Here is a 19,133-nt window from a genome sequence, read left to right as displayed (position 1 = left end):
TATGAAAAAAGATGAATAAGACAGTACTAAAGATTTTGGTGTTTGGGCTTTTAATCTTGTTTATTATCTCTCCCTTTGCAGCCCTTGCTAGTTTAATGCTCGTAGTGTTAGTTGCGGCGGGTTTATTTTTACTAGGGGACGTGTTCCAAGCAATTATTGGTGGTGACAACAGCCCTAAAAAGTCATAAAAGCAAAATTACAAATCAAGATAGGGATTTACACGAAAAAGTCGTTTCCAAGGTGCGATCGCTTGAGCATAGACAATTTGCAATCTGTCACAGCAGTTGACATATATAATTTTTTTCTCAACCAAAAATTATATAATGGTGATATCGATTACCTTGACAACTTGTCTCACCAAGCTTGATTTGGTGCAATTTTACAAATAAGTGATATAAATATTAATAGTATAGATACAAATTTAATCTCTAAATATGTATCTATACTAATGGAAAGTATCCCTTTTGTTTGGCATAATATTATTTTATTTGAATAAGTTCCTATTCTATAAAAAATTACTTAAATTTAATTTATACAGAAAGTAATAATTATGTTTGATCATCATGAATACACTGAGTATTAATAGAGCTAAACTAGCTAAAAATAAAAATTATAAATTTGTAGTCACAATATAGTAAGTTTTAACAAAATTAATTTTTGATAACTTTCATCACAGCCTAAACACTGTTTTATAGTCAACTTCAAGCAGAACAGAATACATAGATGCGGATAATTGGACATGTCAACTACAAAAGGTACTAACCATGAGTTCCCGCGCACTGCTGTTAGTAAATCGTCATGCCCGCCAAGGGCAAAAGGGTCTGTCAGAGGCGATTCAATATCTGAAGACATTCGACTTTGATTTAATTGAGGAGTCTACAGAAGACCCCACACATCTTGCTGAAGTTATACTTCGCTATCAGCATCAAGTTGACTTGGTAATCATTGGCGGAGGAGATGGGACTCTAAATGCCGCAGTAGACGCTTTAATTGAGACTCAGTTACCTTTGGGAATCTTGCCTCTGGGAACTGCTAACGATCTAGCGAGAACTTTGGGAATCCCAAATTCCCTCAACGAAGCTTGCAGAATTATTGCAGATGGACATTTACACCGCATCGACTTGGGTTGTGTGAATGGTAAGCATTTTTTTAACGTTGCCAGTATGGGATTGAGTGTAAAAATTACCCAACGACTTACCAAAGAAGTCAAGCGCCGTTGGGGAGTATTTGCTTATGCTGCCACTGCATTGCAAGTTATTTTGGAAGCTAGACCTTTTACAGCGCAGATTGCGATCAACGGTGAAGTGGTTCACGTCAAAACTGTACAAATTGCTGTGGGTAACGGCCGCTATTACGGTGGTGGTATGGCAGTAGCTGACGATGCCACAATTGATGACCAAAGGCTAGACCTTTATAGCTTGGAGATTGAACACTGGTGGCAGATGATATTATTATTACCTGCAATGCGACAAGGGCAACATATACATTGGCAGAATGTACGCTCCCTTCAAGGTCAAGAAATAGAGGTACATACTCGCAAACCGCGCCCTATCAATACAGATGGTGAAATCACTACCTACACACCTGCTCATTTTCGGGTTATACCTAAAGCTATAGGTGTTTTAGTACCGTTAGAAACCAGGAGTTAGGAGTCATTATCATTGAATTTTGAATTTTGAATTGACTTCCTCCGCTACAAATGTGGGAACTCGTATCAACTCATGCCAAATGCATCTGAGATTTTCTCAAGATATAAAGTCCCTGTTGCAACGCCTAGCAGAACAACCACTAACTCTAGGTGATATTCTGGCAGAAACCTCAGAACGAGGCTTCTGCCTGGTAATTACATTATTAGTTTTGCCTTTTTTATTTCCGATGCCACCAGGATTAACTGGCCCTTTTGGTGGTGCTTGTTTACTGTTGTCAGTGCAAATGGTTTTAGGGAGGCGATCGCCTTGGCTACCGAAAAGAATCGCTAACTACAAATTTCCTCGTCCCTTCGCTCAGTTGCTTTTGCAAAATTTGGGACGGCTTACCAAAGTTTTACAAAAAATCGCCCGTCCCCGATTAGCAAAAATCGCTCAAAATCCTTTGATTTGGCGAATTAATGGGTTTTGTATCTCTTTATTAACATTATTACTAATATTACCAATTCCGTTTACAAATCCTATCCCCACTATAGGTATTTTACTCTTGACTGTTGCCACCATCGAATCAGACGGTTTATTAATTTGCATCAGCTACGGCATTACTGCCCTGATTACCTTGCTATTTGGATTTCTTGGTTATGCAGTATGGTTAGCTCCCAGTTTGCTGCCATCTATATTTAAATAATAAAAGCCCCCAGCTTTTGGCTGGAGGCTGTAATTTATTAGGGTGCATCTACCATTTATTAATCCACTTTATTTATTGCCATATCCGGGAATATTTAACTGGTGTACAAAGTTATTTTCTTCACACTTTCAAAAATATCAGCAATAAAAAAGCCTTCAACTAAAAGCTGAGGGCTGTAATTTATTAAGGTGCATCTACCATTTATTAATCCGCTTTATTTATTGCCATATCCGGGAATATTTAACTGGTGTACAAAGTTACTTTCTTCACCCTTTCAAAAATATCAGCAATAAAAAAGCCTTCAACTAAAAGCTGAGGGCTGTAATTTATTAAGGTGCATCTACCATTTATTAATCCGCTTTACTTATTGCCATATCCGGGCAAATTATATTTTTGACAAAATTTACTTTTTCCAAATTAAAAAAATATCAGTAATAAAAAAAAGCCCCCAAGTAAAAACTGAGGGCTGTGATTTAATTAAGGTGCATCTACTATTTATATATCCGCTTTAGTTATTGCTGCATCAGGAAGAATTGGAAAAAAATGAATGGCTGTGGAATTGATTTCGTTAGCTACAACGCAATCAGGATCACCTACGGTATTTGACTAGGTAATCATTGACCAACTTCACAGTAATTTTACAATTATGCCGATTTTCCTTGAGATACACAAAGTTTCTGTTAATATCTCTGATATGATATCCGCAATAGTACGAATTTAGTTTATTAGTTGGGTATATGACTATGAAAGTTAGACGTACCCAACTCGATGAAGCGATCGCAATTTCTATTAGCCCTTGCTAGTCTTAGTATTGTCGGGGGAAGCTTTTTTCTGAGAACAGCTTTCAGCAGTACTAGCGAACCTAAAATAATAACTGATACATCACGCTACAAAGAAATTCGTAATCAACTATGGTCTGATAATGACCAAGTAAAACATTTCCCTAATGAGATTCCCCCTGATGCTAAAGGCATTCGCATTGCTTACTCTCCCGAATTTTTGCAAGGAAATAGTTTTTTTCAAATTAGGCTGAAAGAGCCACCAAAAAAGATAGAAAAATTACTTTCACAATACAGAAGTAGTGCAAAACATAAATATAGAGGTGGAAACACAAACGACCACATAAACCAGCCTAATGGTGTGCCGACAACTTTCTTCTACACCAGTGACTCTCCTACAGAATCTTTTCCAGCTACTTATGAAATATTAGTATTAAATACAGAGGACAAAGGTAGACCTGGCTTCAAGTGGAATCATGGAGATAGCTACGGCGTTGCTATTAATAGTTCCACCTCAGAAATTATTTATTGGTCTGAAAAATGGTAATTAGCAGACGCAAAGCAGCTTCTCAAAGAGCAACAAATCTTTATCTTCTTTCCCATAAATAAATTGACGAAGACGCTGTGCGTAGCTTGCTTGTATTGTAGGGATATGTAGACTAGTTGGCGCAGCATCTCGTAGAAAAGACGCTACACTATCACTGGAAGTCGTTGTTCCACGCTAGCCCAATTCGGGAAACCCTTGACGCTCGATTACTCGCTACCACTACGCGAACACCAAGCGAATGGCCCGTGGCCTCAATACTACGTAGGTTTTGACTAAAAAATCACTACGGGTAGGTTGGGTTTCGTTCCTCAACCCAACCTACAAATCTACAAATCTTTTTAACTGAGCAGTATTGCCCGTGGCCCGACTTTCCGCTGAATCCCCATTCAAATCTTAGGAGTCTCCAGTCCCTAATTCCAAGGTTTTTGTCACTCCTGAGCAAATATGTTCTTTCGCATATTTGCTTAGGGATGCAAAGAATGAGATGCTTTTGTTATGCAAGAATTCATCTCACTGGTACAGTTAATAGTGTTGTGTTCTATTCGCGATAAGTTAAGCAATAGAGGTGTGCAAAATGAAAAATCTAGTAAAAAGTCTCCTTGATGAACGAATAAAATCGATTATTAGATCATCTGATCTGTATCAAGCTTTATATAATAATATGCATTCTAGGAAGCTAGCTGTTGCAGGCAAAAGGCTTGATATCTGTGCCAATGAAGTTGCTATCTATCTGCTTCAGGCTGGTAAAGATAAATATGTATTGCGTGATAAAATTTGTCTTGAAATTGGAAGTGGATGGTTACTGACTCATTCATTAGTATTTTACCTTCTCGGAGCCAAAAAGATTTATGCAACGGATGTTTACCCGTTATTACAACCCGACAATATTTTCCAAGCCGTGTCTAAGTCTGTACATTGGAGTATCTTAGATAGTCTATCTACATTTGAAGATCGTGAGATTATCCACTTACGCTTAAATAAACTGCTTTCATTAAAAAATTTATCCATAGAAGTTTTACAAGACCTGGGCATAGAATACATTGCTCCAATTGATTTATCTCAAAAACTACCTACGAAAGAAAAAATAGATTTCATCTTCTCCAAATCTGTGTTGGAGCATGTGCCAGTTGATGATGTTGTGCCACTTTTAGAAAATCTTGTAAGTAGCCTCTCTGAAGATGGCTTTATGTTTCATCTCATTCATTTGCTAGATCACAAAAATTTAAGTGAAAGACCATTTGATTTCTTTATTTATCAACAGGAAGCCTACTCGAGAGAATTACAATCAAGGTGGGGAAATCGAATTCGAGGAAGCGAATGGAAGCAGATATTTTCTAACCTTAAACAATTAGATTCTAAAATTGTATTTGAGTGGTCGTGTAAGGACAGAGAATTGCCAGAAAAAATTGACTCGTCTATTCAATATACAGATGAAGAAGATTTAAGAATCTCCCATGTTGGTGTAGTTGGAAAATTCACATCGCTACCGAAAGCCAAGTATTAAAAAAGCAGAAAGTTTGAGTGGAGTCAGCCGGTCTTCAAACTTCATTACTAGATGCCGCCTTTACCCTTTTGGTATATCACTTTGGGTAGTTAAAACTTTTAGCTATACTGGCTAAAATTTTAATATTGGTTAAAAACTATCTGAATATATATAATGCCAACTGCTTTAATTACTGGTGCCTCTAGTGGTATTGGTAAAGCTTTTGCCCAAGAACTAGCTGCACGCAAGACAAATCTTGTACTCGTTGCTCGTTCCGAAGAAAAACTAAGCCAATTAGCTAAAGAACTACAAGAACAACACAAAATTCAAGTAGACGTTATAGTAAAAGACCTCACAGAATCTAATGCAGCAGCTGTTGTATTTGATGCCACTAAAGTCAAAGGATTAACTATTGACTTATTAATCAACAATGCTGGTTTTGGTTACTATGGAGATTTTGCTGAAGGGGATGGAGAAAGACAAGTCAAAATTATACAATTAAACGTTTTGGCATTGGTAGATTTAACCCATAAATTTCTCCCCTTGATGCGGCAACGTCGTTCTGGAAGTATTATTAATGTATCTTCTATTACCGCATTTCAACCGATACCATACCTTTCTGTTTATGCTGCCAGTAAAGCTTTTATTCTCAGCTTTAGTGAAGCGTTATGGGCAGAAAATCGTCAATATGGTGTCCGTATTTTAGTCACTTGTCCAGGGCCAATAGAAACAAACTTTTTTGCAGAAGCTAATTTTCCTCAAGCGCTGGCAAGCAGTACAGAAAATGTTTATTCTTCTGAAAAAGTGGTTTTGGAATCTTTAGAGGCTTTAGAAAAAGGGTATCCAACTGTCATTAGTTCTGATACTAACACTCAAATTAGAAGCAAATTATCTCGGCTCGTACCGCGAAAACTTCTGCTGAATATGTTGGCAAAACACTTTAAAGCCTAAGTATATATTTAAGAGTTTGGAGTTTGGAGTTAAAGAAACTGGTGCATTTAAAACTCCTCACTCCTCACTCCTCACTTATTACATATACCTTGTTAATTGAACTCGGTAACGGTCTTTTTTTGTAACGGCGATTTCCCCAACTTCTAAACGTCCTTTAGAGCGAATAGCGATTAAGTCACCTGATTTGACTTGAGAACTAGCTTGAGTAACTTCCTTCCAATTGACGCGGACATCACCAGCATCAATGAAATCAACCATTTTGCTACGGGACATGCCAAAACCAGCAGATGCGATCGCATCTAATCGCAAAGAAGCCTCCACAGTAGTTAATTCTTTTTTCTTTGGTTCTCGAACCCTTAATTCAGCTACCTCAATCCGCTGAGTTTTCACAGGAACCGATCGCACCTGTTTTAGACTCATTTCCAAAAATTCCACCAACTCTGGTGAGACAATCGCCTGTGCCCCTCTTTCTCCCAAGACAATCACATCTCCCGTCTTTTCACGAACAATTCCTGTCCCCAACATTGCGCCTAAAAAGTCGCGGTGAGAGGCGGTATCAAACAGGAAATTACCAGCAATTTCCACGGCGACAAGGCTGACTTGAGATTGATCTAAGGGAAGTTCCGAACGAGCGATCGCTATTCTTTGGCGTTCAGCTTGCGGATATCCACCCCACGCAGCTAATTGCACTTCTGTTAATCGGTTAAACACCCGTTGAATTTCCGTTAATTCTGGGGGAGACAAAAAATCAGTTAAAACTACTTCCCAAGTTTTGATGGCTTGCTCTGCTTGGTCTATTACACGAGCTACACTATCTCGATTTTCAACACCTTTTAAAAGTTCTTCTCGTGGCAACATTCTTAAAAATTATGAGTTATGAATTGAGAATTAATTTGCTATAACTATCTTGATTCTAACTTTAATTCCCATTTCAGCAGGTTTTCATCTCTACCAATTTGTTGCATTCCTAGCTTTTTCAGAATGCGAATTGAGGCAGCATGATCATCTGGAGAATGAGCGATAATCCTTTTAAGTTCTGGCTGAGTAAAGGCAAAATTTACTAATGCTTCTACTGCTTCAAAAGCAAATCCCTGCTGACGATAGGCAGATAGCACTTCATAACCCATTTCTACAGTTCCTTGCTCATTAGGTTTGCCACCAAATCCCAAATCACCAATGAGGGTAGAATCAGGGATGTGAATCATCAGCCACACACCCCAACCCAATTGGGAAGGATCATTTCTTAGCATCTGGGCATACATTGGGAAAAAATCTAGCACCTCAGATGCATACCAATCATCAGGAACACATACCCCTAAAAGCCTTTCTACTTCAGATTTGTTTTTTGTCACAGCGGCTTGCGCCATTCCCAAGGAACAGGGAAGCAATTCAAGTCGCTGTGTCGTTATCTGTAAACGATGATTCATTCAATACACAGTATTTGTGTCAGCATAACCTTGGATATTTTCTGGATCAAACTGACGTAATATTCGAGTTGCTTGTCGAGTAAGAGTTTCAGAACCTTGAACGGCAACTAAATATTTACCCGCATCTAAGCGATTGCGATAAGGTAAAGCATCACCACCACCGATGAGTAAACCGACACCGCCACCGACAAACACACCACCCATAGCACCACTAGCAGCACCCAGCAGTCCACCAACGATATGATTGCCAACTTCACCCGCCCAGGCAAAAGTATTTAAACCAGTGATTAGGCTGAATGTAAAACCTGCAAAAAAGCCAAATGGTATCAGCCAGGTTGCCATCTGTTTTGCTTGCTTTTTAGCCTGGTCTTTGGGGTCAATTAAGCCAAACTCGTCAGCCGTTTTATACCCCCTCCCCAAAATAGTACTGTTTATGCCTTCTTTTTCTAAAGCTAAGTAAGCAGCTTCGGCTTGAATGCGGTCTGGTAATACGGCAACAAGGTAATTCATTGATTTTACAATTTGTCTAATAAAAGTTTTGCCTTAATTAACAGCGTATCAGTCCTGGTCGAATCAATCTTGTATTGAGTATTAGGTGCAAGATGTCGGCTGGTCACTTTAGCGAATCTAGTGGCTCACAAAAATTGTTCACGCCTTGTTTGAGCACATATATTAAAACTGGCGTTGCCAAAAGCTTAGGAAACGTTGGTGTTGTTTTTAGATGTTCCATCATCTTTTGAAGTGAGGTATTAAGCAAATCTTCCCGATATTCTTGTTCGCAAATGACCACACGCCATTTTCTAGCCAAAGCATCTAACCACTCGGAATTTGCTCTTTCTGGTTGTTGTCCTGCCCGAATCGCTAGAGTCATTGCCGCATCTTCTAAATCTCCATCACAGTCTTCAATCAAATCCAGCGCTTCCATATCGCTAGGATCATCTGCCAATTGAGAGCGAAACTGTGCAATTTCTTGAGATGTTACTTTAGTCATGAGTCTTTGACAAGGCGAGCGATGCCTACGGCGGTAAACTACGGACACTCAGTTATGTTAGTCCAAATTTGACTAATACAATAGACCTGTTGATAAAAGTCTTGCTTTGAGACTTTAGTGGCCTCAAGAAGAATTTAGATGCGTTTGCCCTGAAACCCTTATTTACTCTCAAGTTACAAAAGGTTTCGATCTACTGAAATTACTGTCATATTTATTAACGGGTGAATTATAGCACATACCTTATACTTTTTGAATCGAAAATTGCTGATTGAGGTTAATACAATATGCAAATTACTGGAATAAAATCTCTTGTGAAGAACTTTTCTATATCAACTGGTCTATATAGACCAATTAGGAATCTATATCGGTCGTTAAATCAAGACCAGTTCAAAGAGCAGTCAGCTTTTTTTCAACGAGAAGTTTCTTTCTATTCAAAGCTATTAGATTCTGATAGTCTTTGCTTCGATATTGGTGCAAACATAGGTGCAAAAGCAGAGGCTTTTCTTATAACAGGTGCAAAAGTTGTGGCATTTGAACCCCAGCCGGAATGCATGAGAGAAATGAAAGCCCGATGCAGTCATTATCGCAGTAAGTTTCATCCGGTTCAAAAGGCTGTTGGTGCAGAACCTGGAGAATCAACATTGTACACTCGCGAACGAAGTGGAATCGCAAGTTTTTATGAGGATTGGGTAGGCACTGTACAAAGCAGTATTCAAGTTTCTATCACAACTCTTGATCGCGCAATTGATGAATTTGGAAAACCAGACTACTGCAAAATTGATGTTGAAGGGTGGGAGCTTGAAGTTCTGAAAGGGCTAACACAACCCATTTCTTTACTGTCATTTGAATATCATATAACAGAACGCGAAATTAATACCACTGCTGCTTGTATAGATTACCTATCCCATCTTGGAAAGATACTGATTAATGTTGTACCTGCTGAAATGCATTCATTTGTATTTCAAGAATGGTTGACTCCAGATGAGTTTCTCAAGCGCTTTCCTGAAGATGTGGCAGACCTTGGGAAAGACGGATATGGTGAGATTTGGGTTCGTAGTTGCTAATCAGATTTTGTTCACGTAATCCTCTCGTCCGCCTTTTTTCGTTTTCTGGTACAACAGTGGTTATTTTAGATAAACTACGTCTCAATACTTCTCGGTTAAGCATTTTCAACTTGAAATTTGGTTTGGAGAAAAGGGTGAAAGGTTTTTTCTTTCCCTTTTCCCCTTAACCGAAAAGTATTGAACCACGTCTACTTTGAAAACCGTAGTTTTTTCTCGTCCGGGTCAAGGTGAGTTATTATCCCCAAGCGATCGCTAAATAACTTCTAAAAAAAATTTACACTACTGCCTTTCTGACTAAAAAGCCTCGTTTTTCAGTAAATACACTGGAAAAACGAGGCTTTTGCTAGCTTTTTATCAGAAATACTACTGGACTCTGCGATGCCCTGATAATATCATGTTCGGGTAAAGACTTATCATTTAGACCGCAGCGGGCAGGGAGCAGGGAGAAAGAGGTTTTCCTGATTTTTGCACGGATGCGGTAATCATAAGTAATTAACCGGACTTGATATAACAGGTGCAAAATGCATTACAAAACACAACAGCAGTCAAAAGTATTGATTCAGTTGAGTTTCAGCTAATTAGCGTTAGCGTAGTGCCCTGAGAGTAACAGACCGTTGTAACTGAGCTAAAGCGCGGTTGTAATCCAAAATTGCTGTGACTCGATTACCTTCAGCTCTTGTGAGGTCGTTTTCAGAGTTAATCACATCAGTTTGAGTGCCTACACCAGCTTGAAATCGCAAACGGGCTAAACGTAGAGCTTCTCTAGCTTGTTCTAAAGCGGTATTAGAAGTTTGAACATTCTCCAAACTAGATTGCTGGGTAGAATAGGCTTGTTCTACCTGAAAGCGAATTTGGTTGCGCTGTTCAGCAAATTGAGTTTCTGCGATCGCAATATTAACTTTTGACTGAGCTGCTCTTGCTCTTGCTGCTCCTCCATCATACAAATTTAGGGTTGCTCTAACTCCCAGTGAATAACCATCAGTAACGCTGACACCATCATCGAACTGATCTAGTAGGTTGTAGCTGGCGACCAAACTAACTTGAGGGCCTAGCTCCCCAAGGGCTTGCCGCCGCTGTTGTTCGCTGATATTGCGTTGTGCCAACTGCTGTTGCAGTTCTGGACGATTTTGATAAGCCAACACAATACTTTGTTCTAGCGTTGGGTTCCAAAGACCAGCTAACTGTACAGGGTCAGCGGCACTGATATTTATCCCTTGCGGCAAACTTATGCGAGTTGCTAATTGACGACGGGAAATTGTCTGCTGGGATCTAGCATTAGTCAAATCTTGTTGGGCATTTGCTAAATTCACTTGCGATCGCAACACATCGAACCGTGTACCAACCCCGGCTCGCTCTAAAGCTTCTGCATCACGCAAACTAGCCTCGGAGTTCTGCACAGCCGACTGGGCAATGCGTACCTGTTCATCTGCTTGTTGCAGATTGTAGTAGTCAGTGGCAACATTCAGACGGATTGTCTCAGACTGAGTTTCTACAGCCAACTCATTGAAACGTACCTGTTCTTCAGCGGCTCTGACGCTAGCTTGCACTCTCCCAGAAGTGTAGATGTTATATGACAGTTGTGCTTGACCGGAAAAAGATGTACTAGCTTCATCTGGGGATGATATACCCGTCTGTTGTTCTTGAAGTTTCGACGAGAGCTGACTACTAGCAGACTGACTGCGAGTAATATCCGTACTAATACCAAGAGTGGGCAATAAAGCAGCTTGTGCCTCGCGTAGAGCCGCTTTATTGCGTTCTAGCTCCAATAAGGACACCTGTAGATCGTGATTGTTACGCCGTGCTAATTCCAGAGCTTGTGCCAAACTAATTGGCTGATTTCCCTGAAGTCTCACTTCCTCCGATTTGGTGGGAAATTGCAGGGGATTTGAGCTAGGAATCAGGTTCTCTGGAATTTGCACCGGCCCTGAGGGCGAAGGAGTTACGGTTCTCGGCACAGTGGGAGATTGCACCGAACCCCCTGGTGCAGGAATTACGGTTCCTGGCACAGTGACGGGTTGCACCGAACCCCCTGGTGTAGGAGTTACGGTTTCCGGCACAGTGACGGGTTGCACCGAACCCCCTGGTGTAGGAGTTACGGTTCCTGGCACAGTGAGAGTTGGCGTCGAATCTGTCGGAATTGGGGTACTACTCTGAGCCAAGCGGCCACAGGTGCTTGAAGTTAGTAGCAAATCAGCCAAGGAGTCAGTTTTGCTTTTTCCTAACTCCTGTGGACACCTCTGCGCTGACAACAGTTTTGCTGCTCCTGCACCTGTGGTTGAAGTTTGTAAAAATGTTTGCAACTGAGTAACAGTATTTATCTTTTGAACTACTGGCTGCTGTGCAGCAGACAGGAACAAAATTTCTTTTTGGACAGAAGGAGGTTTGGAAGTGTAGTTGGGAACTACTTTCTTCTTTAATTTCTGCCAATATGCACTTGAATTACTCTGTTTTTGGTTATTTTGAGCAGAACGGCTGACATCAAGCTGTTGGGAAGGATTAGAGGTAGGTGTCAAACTGAAAAATCTACCTTCATCTTTCTTAAGTACTTGTTTTATTGGCACAACAGTATTTTCAGTCATAAATACTGGAATACTGTTATTACTTAAAGGCTTCACACTAAGTTTAGTAAAACCAAAAGCAGGTACTAGGGTTGGAACACTAACATCTGCACCCTTAGGCAGTTGCGTATTCATGGTGTCCACAACCAAGTCTTGACCATAAGTAGAAGTCAAAACACTAGGAGAAGACGCCAGTTGTACCTCAGTTAGTTTTGCAGTACCAGCCCAAGCAGGCTGAGTTGTTAAGACCGCTGCCGTTACACCAGGTAAGAAGCTATAAAATAATTGCTGTCCTTTCACCGCATCCCTCACACGAAAATCAATCTAGCGGCAGAAAACCTTTCTTCACCACAGAATATAGCACGATACTAAACTTAGGAAAGAATATACTACGATACTAAATTTAGGGTTCGGAACTCTGTTTGTCTTCAAAACGTCTAACAATGCGAGAAAGTTCCGCCTTTTCATCGATACTAACGCGAGTAGGAGCACCGCTGATAATCCGTTCGTAGTTTCGGAAAGAATCTTTAATATCGGGCCCGTCAGCAGTAATATTATACTCACGAATCCCCTTATCATGCCAAGAGCCTCTCATTTTGAACACGTTAATTGCCCGCGACATTTCTCCGCGAATTTCTACGTACTGTAACATTAGAATTGTATCGGTAATCGTGGAGATATGAGAGTCAGTAATCGAATGCGCTCCTAGAAATTGGTCAGTTGTGTTGGTAAAGAAACCAGTAATTTCTTCTTGTTTAGCATAACCCGTTACACCAATTACAAACTGCCGAAATGCATTATTACTTACTCCTCTAGCTAGTGCTGAAAGGGAATCAATGGCGATACGAGCTGGCTTGAAGATAGCAATTTCTGATTTAATAATTTGTAAGTGGTCTTCTAAACCTGTTGATTCTGGATAGGTACAGATTATTTTGAGTAAACCTTGATCTTCTAATTCTTCAAAATCAATTCCCCAAGAAGAAGCATTACGAGATAGTTGAGCGCGTGATTCTTCATAAGCAAATAATATTGCCTGTTCTCCATTCAGGCAGCCATCTTGAATAAACTTACTGACTAGCAAGGTTTTGCCAGTACCGGTGGCTCCTGTTGCCAAGATAATTGAATCTTTAAAGAAACCACCACCGCACATTTCATCTAAGGTTTTGACACCAGAAGATACCCTAATATTAGAAGATCGTTGAGTTAAGCGCATTGCTCCCAGTGGGAAGATGTTAACTCCTTCGTTAGTAATCGTGAAGGGATATTCGCCTTTCATGTGAGTTGTCCCGCGCAATTTAAGAATTTCAATTGTGCGACGGCGACGTTCTCCTTCTAAAACGTTGCGAACAATTACTACATTATCAGAAACAAATTCTTCTACTCCAAAAGAGGCAACAGGACCATATTCTTCACTACGTTCAGTGGTAATTACAGTGGTGACATTCAGTAATTTCAGACGTGCTACCAGGCGAAAAATCTCGCGTCGCACTACTCCCATCGCTTCATACTGCTGAAATACTGCCGTTATTGAGTCGATTGAAACTCGTTTAGCTTTGTATTTACGGATGGCGTATTGCAAGCGTTCAATGAGTGCAGAAAGGTCAAAATTACCAACGATATCTTGACCTTCTGGATCGGGAGATGCATCAAGAATAAATAACTTGCCTTCTTCAATTAGGCGTGGCAAATTCCAACCAAAAACATGGGCATTTTTAATAATATCACTGGGTGATTCTTCAAAGGTAACAAATACTCCTGCTTCATCAAAGTAGGTGATACCGTTATAGAGAAACTGAAGAGAGAATAAAGTTTTGCCTGTGCCGGAGGTACCACTGATCAAGGTAGTTCTACCAATTGGTAAACCACCATGACTAATATCGTCAAACCCTTCGATCATCGTGCGAATTTTTTCTACACCCCTAATTATCGGTGTTTGCTTTGGTTCTACTTGCTCGTTTTCAATCATTGCTTGATAATCAATTGGTATTAAAACCTGTTTTTTTATTACTAAAGTTTGTACTCAATTTTTTATGATTAAAATCAGACTATTCAAAATCTTCTTCACTCAGTTCTTCATAGAGCAAATCTAATCCAATCAATACTCTTTCTCTATCTGAAAGATCCCCGATAATTTTGCGAACGGGTGGAGGCAAAATTTTAGATAATGTCGGCGTCGCCAATATTTTATCTTCTTCTGCCAGTTGCGGGCTTTTCAGGACATCGATCACTTTTAAAGCATAAACACCTTCAAACTCCTGTTCTAAAATATCCTTGAGTGTTTTTAATGCTCGGACTGAATTAGGTGTATTCCCTGCTACGTAAAGCTTGAGAACGTAGGTTTTTCTGGCTTTATTCATATACTTAATGGCTAGTCACGATCATAGAAATACAAGACCTTTCGCGCATTGGTAGTCACTAACAGCAGTAGCTTGTTCCCAGTTGAATATACATCGATAAATTTAATTATTTAGAAATCGAACTCCGATAGAGTTCGCACAGGTGAGCCAGGATATCTATTAACGTTAGACGGTAATCCAGTAACGTTTCATTGCTCCTTCCTTCTAATTTTAGCTGGTTAGAAAAATCTTCAATTACCTCCATGTGAATTTCGATTATTTGGGGCACAGGAATATTAGCATAAAATATAGTATTGATAAATTTATCAATTTTATCTTTGAGTGTTTTATCTGTGGTAAAATAATCTATAAGAATCAGGCTATAATCTAATTTAAGCTGTCTTAATAATCCTTGCCTTTCGGCTGGAGTCATCTCCTGTAAATGCTGTTGGCTTTTTTGCATCTGACTGGCAAACACATAGACGTATTTGCCAGTGTATGCCTTACTTGGACTTTGTTGCAGCCAATTTGGTAAATAGTTGATTTTTCCAGAGGTAGTTGCAGCAACAGGTAGGGATGAAAATTGGGCAATAGTTGCCTCAATCAATTTCCACACCCACGGGCTTAAAGCTTTTTGATTGGCTAAGTCAACTAAATTATTTAAACTTTTATTAACATCAGGTGGCAGAATCAATATCGGTAATAACATTTACTCTTGAATATATCTCCTCGATCGCCCTGACCAAGAAAGGTGGGCTGATAAGTTTGGCTAAGGCTTCTAGGGGAATACTGGGTGTACAGTAAACTGGTGATTCCACCCCCAAATAAGGCTCTGTGTTTGCAGATAATCATAGCCACTCAACAACAAGAGTGCAGCAACTCAGTAGTAGAACTTAGTAGGTCTTTGATGATGAGGGATCTGTCGACAGAGCAAGACACAGCAGCTAATTTATTATTTGCATATTTATGTATATAAATAGATAGATTTTTTTATTTTGCTCCTTGATAAGATACTTAAACGAACTTAAAGGATTGTCGCTTTCCAAATCATTATAATTCCTCAAGGTTCTAAAGCGAATCTTTGGGGCCATAATTGTTTTAGCCGTCGCTATCGATGAGGAGTTTAAATACCAGTAAGACACTGGGGAGGCTAGTTGCTAGAAATGAGAAACGTCGCCTCTTGGAAAAATGCACTCCTTTGCAAGCAAGTGTCCGTGAAGGGAAATCCCGTTGTTTTAATGGCGTTGAAATAACCAGAGTTGCTTATATGAGTCTTCTTAGAGGATATGACTTCAGGCGAAAAGACCATCAACAGTTGGCAGATGGAAATGCCGGAGGGTTCCACAGGAAGAATGACCCCCAAAGCCCTATGTTAATGCTAGATTACCCGCTTTATGACTTTCAGGCAACCGTACCTAGCTGCCCCCAAACAAGTTCTCTGGCAGTGGTGTTGGAGATTTTTGAGCAAGAGCAGTGCGATCGCTTGGTAGTAGTGAATCAACAGCAATGCCCGATCGGATTGCTGTATTCTGCCCGTTTAATCCCAAAATTATTAACACATAGTGACGATATAAATCTAAATTTACACCAATCACTCTCTACCTGGGGTCAAGGTCTAATTGAGCCAATACAGACAATATCAGCTTCTGAGCGGGTAGAGCAATTGAGCTTGCACTTGGGCGATCCACAAGCCGAAAAACACCAGAACTTAGATTGGGCGCTGATTGACTCTGATGGTCGATATTTGGGGCTGCTGGATAGTTCACGCCTGTTGCGATCGCTGGCTAAGGAACGGATGGCTGGGTTACAAAGTTCAGGCATCCAGAGGTCGTCTGCTGATGCTGGTGTGCAGACACCAAATGCATCCAAGTCATTGAAACACCAGCCACTGGTACACTTGCTGGAAAGACTGCCTTGGCCTTTAATGTTGCAAACGGGTACTGGCGAGGTGGTAGCACGAAATCCTGCCTGGTGGCAGCAATTAGGAACCTTAAAAGATCCAGAAGGAGTTAGGCAACAGGTGGAGGCAATACTTGTCCCTAACCTCTCCCAAAGACCAGAATATGCCACCCAACGAACAATCAAGGTTCATCCCAATGCTAGGGAGAATGAGCATGGTGGTGAAGAAGAACTGACTCAGCAAGAAGCATCAGGTGATGCTGTATACAGTCGCTGCTATTTGGATAGTCAGGTGGGTACTTGTACCTGCGTTGTGGAAGTGCAAAATGGTCAAGAGCGAATCTGGCAGTTTGCCAAGATTCCATTAGATAGTCCTGAGTTTAAAGTTATGGGTGCTGAAGAGGAGGTTGCACTCAGCGATGATTTGTGGTTGGTCTTAGCTACTGATGTCACTGAACAGCAGCAGCTTTGTAAAGAATTAGCAGCAAAGAATGCCGATTTAATTCAACTAAATCGGTTGAAAGACGAGTTTTTAGCTTGTATTAGTCATGAACTCAAAACTCCCTTAACTGCCGTTTTAGGCTTATCGCGCTTGCTGGTGGATCAGCAGTTGGGAGAACTTAACGAGCGTCAAGCCCGTTATGCGGGACTGATTCATCAAAGTGGACGCCACCTGATGAGTGTGGTTAATGACATTTTAGATTTGACCCGCATGGAGACGGGACAAATGGATTTGACACTGACGCCAGTAAAAATTAGTGCTGTGTGCGATCGCGCCCTATCGGAAGCCAGAGCTATCCACACTCAAACTACCAAAGCTACATCTGCCTCACCACCTCCAAATGCCCGTTCATCTGCTCCCCAATTCTGTCTTTCCATTGAACTAGGCTTAGATCAGATGGTGGCAGATGAGTTGCGCTTACGCCAGATGCTAGTACACCTACTTTCCAACGCCTTTAAATTCACCGAAATATCTGGTGAAATTGGGCTGCGGGTGAGTCGTTGGGAAGGATGGATTGCCTTTACAGTTTGGGATACAGGTATTGGCATTCCTGAACACCAGCAACACTTAATCTTTCAAAAATTCCAACAACTAGAAAATCCCCTTACCCGCCAATTTGAAGGCACTGGTTTGGGGCTGGTATTAACTCGCGCCTTGGCTCGTCTCCACGGAGGAGATGTCAGCTTCTTATCTCGTGAAGGGAAAGGTAGCCAGTTTACACTACTGCTGCCGCCCAGTCCCCCGAAAACAGGCTTTTCGGAACCAGATATGGGAATCGGAGAAGACGAAGAAACACGATACCAACCAACACGAGAAAACCCCACAGCAGCCCGTCAGCATGTTAGTACGCCCACACAGCATCATCCCGCTAGTTCGCAACGGTTGGTTTTGGTAGTCGAGGCAGTAGCCAGATATATTGAAGACTTGACCGAACAACTCAAAGGTTTAGGATATCGGGTAGTGATTGCGCGATCGGGGACAGAAGCAGTCGAAAAAGCTCGGCGCTTGCAACCAATAGCAATATTTTTGAATCCGTTACTACCCCTGTTATCAGGCTGGGATGTGCTGACTTTACTGAAATCTGACACCGCAACCCGTCATATATCTGTAATTGTGACGGCGACGGGAGCCGAGAAGGAGCAAGCATTTGCTAACCGAGCCGATGGTTTCTTAAGTTTGCCAGTAGAGCATCAGGTTTTAGCACCAGTTCTAGAAAAATTATGTACTGCACAAACAGTTCCGCAGCTAGGGTTAAACAACAGTGCAATTACCCCAACTAAAACCCCACTACGAATTCTCAGATTGGTGAATCCCCAGTTAGAATCGGTCAATCCGCACTCCTCACTTCGAGAACACCGGGTGATTGAAGTAGATGACCTAGATCAGGCAGAACTTCTGGCGCGGGTATGGCAGTTTGATGTTATTTTGCTAGATGTGGAAAGTACCACCGCCCAAATTTATTTGCAACAACTAATTGGGCATCCGCGTTTAGCGGCTATCCCACTGGTTACTTGCGATGTTGCAACTACCCTAATAGCTTCTAAAATACCAGGGCTATCTGTATTTCCTTACTTAACACCATTTGCTAAAGACAACAGCAGTCGCACCGAGAAAACAGATCCTTTACTATCAGTACTGCAAATTGCTTCTGGTATTTGCTGTCCTCCTAACATCTTGGTAGTAGATTTGACAATGCTGCGGGATTTTCCACAGGTAAGACGCAAGCAAGTTAAGGGTTATCGGACTGAAAAAAATTGCTCAATTAGTAGTGAAACTGCCGAACGGGGGTCTGAGTGGTTCCAAGCTTTAATTCAGTACCTCCAAACAGCAGGCTTCAAAGCGGCGATGAGTCCCTGTTGGGCAGAAGTATTACAACAAATTCGCCACGAAAGCGTTGACTTGCTGCTAATTTGTTTAGGAGAATCCGCTATCCACAAAGACGTGCTAAAAGCCCTAAAAACATTGGGAGATTCACCTTTAAAGTTACCACCAATTTTGGTACTGAATCAGCGATTAAATCGCCCAGAAAGCAGTTTCCAGTCTGGGGTAGCTTATAAGGAAATTGACAAGCAGAAGAAGAATGGTTTGGAATCGATAGAAACTGTTGTTGGTGCGATCGCTACTCAAATATTACCGCGCTCGATATCAATGGAAGACCTCTTAAACCAGATCAATCAAGCTTTAGCTGTCAATGGTTACAATAGCAAATGTTAATGGGGTCATTAGTCATTGGTCATTAGTTATTCTCAAAGGACAAATGAC

The 19,133-nt window shown here is 40.9% G+C and carries 16 protein-coding genes; 8 read left to right on the top strand and 8 right to left on the bottom strand.

Translation table 11 applies throughout. The features are described 5' to 3' along the window. Positions 1–11: 11 nt before the first annotated feature. The 6 genes from HWQ44_RS33140 to HWQ44_RS33115 all read left to right on the top strand — a co-directional run bounded on the left by HWQ44_RS33140 (position 12) and on the right by HWQ44_RS33115 (position 6,094). On the top strand, positions 12–188 hold the full coding sequence (locus HWQ44_RS33140; RefSeq protein WP_292726670.1) for a hypothetical protein: 177 nt from the start codon (positions 12–14) through the stop codon (positions 186–188). 576 nt (positions 189–764) lie between these two features. Then, positions 765–1,649: a lipid kinase gene (locus HWQ44_RS33135; protein WP_292726669.1), complete on the top strand. Its 885-nt coding sequence runs from the start codon at positions 765–767 to the stop codon at positions 1,647–1,649. A gap of 79 nt (positions 1,650–1,728) precedes the next feature. Beyond that, positions 1,729–2,334 (top strand): exopolysaccharide biosynthesis protein, encoded by a 606-nt coding sequence (locus tag HWQ44_RS33130; protein ID WP_292726714.1) that lies wholly within the window; start codon positions 1,729–1,731, stop codon positions 2,332–2,334. A gap of 768 nt (positions 2,335–3,102) precedes the next feature. Next, positions 3,103–3,660, top strand: a complete 558-nt coding sequence (locus HWQ44_RS33125) for a hypothetical protein (protein ID WP_292726668.1) — start codon at positions 3,103–3,105, stop codon at positions 3,658–3,660. 574 nt (positions 3,661–4,234) lie between these two features. Next, positions 4,235–5,164: a hypothetical protein gene (locus HWQ44_RS33120; RefSeq protein WP_292726667.1), complete on the top strand. Its 930-nt coding sequence runs from the start codon at positions 4,235–4,237 to the stop codon at positions 5,162–5,164. Positions 5,165–5,317: 153 nt separating this feature from the next. Further along, the gene (locus HWQ44_RS33115) at positions 5,318–6,094 is read left to right on the top strand and encodes an SDR family oxidoreductase (protein WP_292726666.1); all 777 of its coding nucleotides are present in this window, start codon (positions 5,318–5,320) and stop codon (positions 6,092–6,094) included. A 78-nt stretch (positions 6,095–6,172) separates the two neighbouring features. On the opposite strand, the gene HWQ44_RS33110 is transcribed toward HWQ44_RS33115, so the two are convergent. The 4 genes from HWQ44_RS33110 to HWQ44_RS33095 all read right to left on the bottom strand — a co-directional run bounded on the left by HWQ44_RS33110 (position 6,173) and on the right by HWQ44_RS33095 (position 8,512). After that, a complete protein-coding gene (locus HWQ44_RS33110; protein WP_292726664.1) occupies positions 6,173–6,952 on the bottom strand; it encodes a photosystem II S4 domain protein in 780 nt (259 codons plus the stop codon). A 44-nt stretch (positions 6,953–6,996) separates the two neighbouring features. Next, positions 6,997–7,521, bottom strand: a complete 525-nt coding sequence (locus tag HWQ44_RS33105) for a GNAT family N-acetyltransferase (protein ID WP_292726662.1) — start codon at positions 7,519–7,521, stop codon at positions 6,997–6,999. Continuing rightward, positions 7,522–8,031, bottom strand: a complete 510-nt coding sequence (locus HWQ44_RS33100) for a hypothetical protein (protein ID WP_292726660.1) — start codon at positions 8,029–8,031, stop codon at positions 7,522–7,524. A 103-nt stretch (positions 8,032–8,134) separates the two neighbouring features. Then, a complete protein-coding gene (locus HWQ44_RS33095; protein ID WP_292726658.1) occupies positions 8,135–8,512 on the bottom strand; it encodes a hypothetical protein in 378 nt (125 codons plus the stop codon). A gap of 284 nt (positions 8,513–8,796) precedes the next feature. Here HWQ44_RS33095 and HWQ44_RS33090 point away from each other — a divergent pair, with 284 nt between their 5' ends. Then, positions 8,797–9,576 (top strand): FkbM family methyltransferase, encoded by a 780-nt coding sequence (locus HWQ44_RS33090; RefSeq protein ID WP_292726657.1) that lies wholly within the window; start codon positions 8,797–8,799, stop codon positions 9,574–9,576. A 584-nt stretch (positions 9,577–10,160) separates the two neighbouring features. On the opposite strand, the gene HWQ44_RS33085 is transcribed toward HWQ44_RS33090, so the two are convergent. From HWQ44_RS33085 to HWQ44_RS33070, 4 genes are all read right to left on the bottom strand, one after another. After that, complete coding sequence (locus HWQ44_RS33085) at positions 10,161–12,434, bottom strand: TolC family protein (RefSeq protein WP_292726656.1); 2,274 nt, start codon at positions 12,432–12,434, stop codon at positions 10,161–10,163. 103 nt (positions 12,435–12,537) lie between these two features. Next, positions 12,538–14,100 carry a circadian clock protein KaiC gene (gene kaiC, locus HWQ44_RS33080; RefSeq protein ID WP_292726655.1) on the bottom strand — a complete coding sequence of 521 codons (1,563 nt, stop codon included), beginning with the start codon at positions 14,098–14,100 and terminating at the stop codon, positions 12,538–12,540. A 79-nt stretch (positions 14,101–14,179) separates the two neighbouring features. Further along, complete coding sequence (gene kaiB, locus HWQ44_RS33075) at positions 14,180–14,491, bottom strand: circadian clock protein KaiB (protein WP_292726654.1); 312 nt, start codon at positions 14,489–14,491, stop codon at positions 14,180–14,182. Positions 14,492–14,597: 106 nt separating this feature from the next. Further along, positions 14,598–15,179 (bottom strand): KaiA family protein, encoded by a 582-nt coding sequence (locus tag HWQ44_RS33070; protein WP_292726653.1) that lies wholly within the window; start codon positions 15,177–15,179, stop codon positions 14,598–14,600. 660 nt (positions 15,180–15,839) lie between these two features. Between HWQ44_RS33070 and HWQ44_RS33065 the strand changes: the two genes are divergently transcribed. Next, positions 15,840–19,085, top strand: a complete 3,246-nt coding sequence (locus HWQ44_RS33065; RefSeq protein ID WP_292726712.1) for an ATP-binding protein — start codon at positions 15,840–15,842, stop codon at positions 19,083–19,085. Positions 19,086–19,133 lie beyond the last annotated feature (48 nt).

Origin of the sequence: Nostoc sp. JL34 (genome assembly GCF_017114945.1) — a bacterium.
Lineage (GTDB): Bacteria > Cyanobacteriota > Cyanobacteriia > Cyanobacteriales > Nostocaceae > Nostoc.
This window is presented reverse-complemented; position numbering and strand designations above follow the sequence as displayed.

Bases quoted from the DNA above. Each gene is read 5' to 3' on its own strand.
- HWQ44_RS33125 (WP_292726668.1), top strand. From the start codon at position 3,103: ATGAAGCGATCGCAATTTCTATTAGCCCTTGCTAGTCTTAGTATTGTC.
- HWQ44_RS33105 (WP_292726662.1), bottom strand. From the start codon at position 7,521: ATGAATCATCGTTTACAGATAACGACACAGCGACTTGAATTGCTTCCC.
- HWQ44_RS33095 (WP_292726658.1), bottom strand. From the start codon at position 8,512: ATGACTAAAGTAACATCTCAAGAAATTGCACAGTTTCGCTCTCAATTG.
- kaiC (WP_292726655.1), bottom strand. From the start codon at position 14,100: ATGATTGAAAACGAGCAAGTAGAACCAAAGCAAACACCGATAATTAGG.
- HWQ44_RS33135 (WP_292726669.1), top strand. From the start codon at position 765: ATGAGTTCCCGCGCACTGCTGTTAGTAAATCGTCATGCCCGCCAAGGG.
- HWQ44_RS33065 (WP_292726712.1), top strand. From the start codon at position 15,840: ATGTTAATGCTAGATTACCCGCTTTATGACTTTCAGGCAACCGTACCT.
- HWQ44_RS33090 (WP_292726657.1), top strand. From the start codon at position 8,797: ATGCAAATTACTGGAATAAAATCTCTTGTGAAGAACTTTTCTATATCA.
- HWQ44_RS33110 (WP_292726664.1), bottom strand. From the start codon at position 6,952: ATGTTGCCACGAGAAGAACTTTTAAAAGGTGTTGAAAATCGAGATAGT.
- HWQ44_RS33130 (WP_292726714.1), top strand. From the start codon at position 1,729: ATGCATCTGAGATTTTCTCAAGATATAAAGTCCCTGTTGCAACGCCTA.
- HWQ44_RS33140 (WP_292726670.1), top strand. From the start codon at position 12: ATGAATAAGACAGTACTAAAGATTTTGGTGTTTGGGCTTTTAATCTTG.
- HWQ44_RS33120 (WP_292726667.1), top strand. From the start codon at position 4,235: ATGAAAAATCTAGTAAAAAGTCTCCTTGATGAACGAATAAAATCGATT.
- kaiB (WP_292726654.1), bottom strand. From the start codon at position 14,491: ATGAATAAAGCCAGAAAAACCTACGTTCTCAAGCTTTACGTAGCAGGG.
- HWQ44_RS33115 (WP_292726666.1), top strand. From the start codon at position 5,318: ATGCCAACTGCTTTAATTACTGGTGCCTCTAGTGGTATTGGTAAAGCT.
- HWQ44_RS33100 (WP_292726660.1), bottom strand. From the start codon at position 8,031: ATGAATTACCTTGTTGCCGTATTACCAGACCGCATTCAAGCCGAAGCT.
- HWQ44_RS33070 (WP_292726653.1), bottom strand. From the start codon at position 15,179: ATGTTATTACCGATATTGATTCTGCCACCTGATGTTAATAAAAGTTTA.